At 60.3% G+C, this 2,606-nt stretch carries 1 protein-coding gene and 1 pseudogene; one reads left to right on the forward strand and one right to left on the reverse strand.

Annotated elements, in window-relative coordinates:
- Positions 1-156: 156 nt before the first annotated feature.
- Positions 157-1,185 carry a LacI family DNA-binding transcriptional regulator gene (locus tag QWB57_RS03330; RefSeq protein ID WP_223628818.1) on the reverse strand — a complete coding sequence of 343 codons (1,029 nt, stop codon included), beginning with the start codon at positions 1,183-1,185 and terminating at the stop codon, positions 157-159.
- Positions 1,186-1,494: 309 nt separating this feature from the next.
- On the opposite strand from QWB57_RS03330, the pseudogene QWB57_RS03335 reads away from it, so the two are divergent.
- A pseudogene (locus QWB57_RS03335) lies at positions 1,495-2,606 on the forward strand (glycoside hydrolase family 3 N-terminal domain-containing protein); the annotation flags it as partial.

Here is a 2,606-nt window from a genome sequence, read left to right on the forward strand (position 1 = left end):
GGTGGGTGTGGTCTGCTTTGCTTATCTGGCGTTCTATGCACTGCGCGCATCCAGCCTGCTGCGCAAACAAGGGATTGATCTGGACCAGCTGGCGGCCGGCACAAGTCATTAATTCACAGTGTCACTTGCAACCCGGCATTGCCACCATCGCCGGGTTCATCCATTCCCGGCGGTGGCCACCGCCGCGGTGGAGCGCCGTAGCTGCAGGGTATACGGCACATCCACAACACTGCCGCTGGCGGGTTCCCGGATTTCGTTGAGCAGCTCCAGCGCAGCCAACCGGCCCATCTCACGGGTCGGCTGGCGCACCGTGGTCAGCGCAGGATAAATCTGGTGTGCGATGGGCGTGTCATCGAAACCACAGACCGAAATGTCTTCAGGCACCGACAAACCACGCTCGCGGATGGCACAAATCACCCCCGCCGCCATATCGTCATTGGCCGCAAAAATCGCGGTTGGCCGGCGCTTCAAGTCCAGCAATCTATTGGCTGCGGCATACCCGGAATCGTAGGAAAACTCGCCTGCGACCACCAGCGATGCATCAAAGCGCAAACCCGCGCGCTTCAAGCCCTCCTTGTAGCCCGCCAAACGCCAACCCGTGGCGCCGTGCGCTGGATGCCCGCTGATATGGGCAATTCGGTGATGCCCCAGCGATACCAAGTGCTTCATCATCGCGCACACGGCGCCAAATTCATCTACCACCACCCCGATTTTGCGGTTCTGCTCTTTCGCCGAGACGCTGGACCAGGGCACTTCCAATTCGACTAATCGCTTCAACAGCGCAGGGTCATCGGTCAACGGCGGGGTCAACAGCAAGCCATCCAGTTGCGACTGCAGGATCAGCGACTCCACTTTGCTGACCAAACCCCGATCCGCCAACGTCAAGGGTGCCAACATCAAGTTGTAATGCCGATCCCGACAGGCATCCAGCACGCCCATCTGGATTTCCATCAAATAGTTGCTGGACGGATTGTCGAACAGCATCGCCACCAGATACGAGCGGCTTCCGGCCAGGATGCGCGCCGATGGCAACGGCCGGTAGCGCAGCTTCTCCACTGCCGCCTCCACCAGCTTGCGCGTGCTTTCCGAGACGTTGGGCTCATGATTGAGTACGCGCGAAACGGTCTTCATCGACACGCCCGCTTGTTCTGCCACGTCCTCGATGCGTACCCGCGATGCTTTCATCCTGTGCGTTTCCCTGTTGTTGTCCGTCGCATGAGCATTGTCCCTACCTTGCGCAAGCGCGGCACCAGCAACGGGCCGACCATGTGCCACAAAGTCGGTTATATTCTGCCTACTATTGACAGCGCTGTCATGATGCAACGCGACAACTCCGGTGTTCACTTTATCGCAGATGGAGCCACTGCCATGCCCCAACCCAACTCACCCTTGCCGCGCCATCGCAGACGGCTAGCCATCGCCCTGCTCGCCGCCATCGCATTTGCCGGTAGCGCCCACAGCGCGCACTCCGGGCACGCGACCGTCGCCGTCCCGCTGCATCCATCGCTATGGCCGCAGCCGGCATGGCCGTTGCCAATCACTCCCGCCATCGAACACCGGATTGACGCATTGATGGCTACCATGACGCTGGAGGAAAAGGTCGGACAGACCATTCAAGCCGATATCGATTCGATCAAGCCCGAAGATTTGCGCACCTATCGCTTGGGCTCGATCCTGGCCGGAGGCGGCTCCGACCCGGGCGGCAAATACAACGCACCACCCAAGGCGTGGCTGGCGCTTGCCGATGCATTCTGGGAGGCATCAATGGACACCTCGCAAGGCGGCAAGGCAATCCCGGTCATTTGGGGCATCGATGCCGTGCATGGACAAAGCAACATCATCGGCGCCACCTTGTTTCCACACAATATCGGCCTTGGTGCGACCCGTGATGCAGACCTGATTCGACAGATCGGCCGCATCACCGCTGTCGAAACCCGCACCACCGGCATGGAGTGGACGTTTGCACCCACCGTGGCGGTGCCGCAGGACGACCGTTGGGGGCGCAGCTACGAGGGCTATTCCGAAGCCCCGAAGGTCGTTGCGCTGCTGGCACCCGCGATGGTGGAAGGCTTGCAAGGCAAAGCCGGCGCACCCGACTTTCTGGATGACCACCATGTGATGACATCGGTCAAACATTTCCTTGGTGATGGCGGCACCACCAATGGCAAAGACCAGGGCAATACCGAGGTCAGTGAAGCGGTATTGCGCAATGTGCATGCCGCCGGCTACGTGCCCGCGATTGCAGCCGGCGCACAGTCGGTAATGGCGTCATACAACAGCTTCCATGGCGAAAAGATGCACGCCAACAAGACCCTGCTGACCGACATCCTGAAGGGTCGCATGCAGTTTGGTGGCTTGATCGTGGGCGACTGGAACGGTCATGGCCAGATTCCAGGTTGCAGTAATACCGATTGCGCGCAGACCTTCAATGCCGGCCTCGATATGGCGATGGCTCCGGACAGCTGGAAGGGGCTATACACATCGACCCTGGCGCATGTCAAAGCAGGCGACATCCCAATGGCGCGCCTCGACGATGCCGTGCGTCGCATCCTGCGCGTCAAGTTCCGCATGGGCCTCTTCGAAAAGCCCAAGCCGTCACAGCGTGC

Source organism: uncultured Thermomonas sp. (assembly GCF_937872235.1).
In the GTDB taxonomy this organism is placed as follows: Bacteria; Pseudomonadota; Gammaproteobacteria; order Xanthomonadales; family Xanthomonadaceae; genus Thermomonas; species Thermomonas beijingensis.

Coding starts and splice junctions, on each gene's coding strand:
- QWB57_RS03330 (WP_223628818.1), bottom strand. CDS start 1,185: ATGAAAGCATCGCGGGTACGCATCGAGGACGTGGCAGAACAAGCGGGC.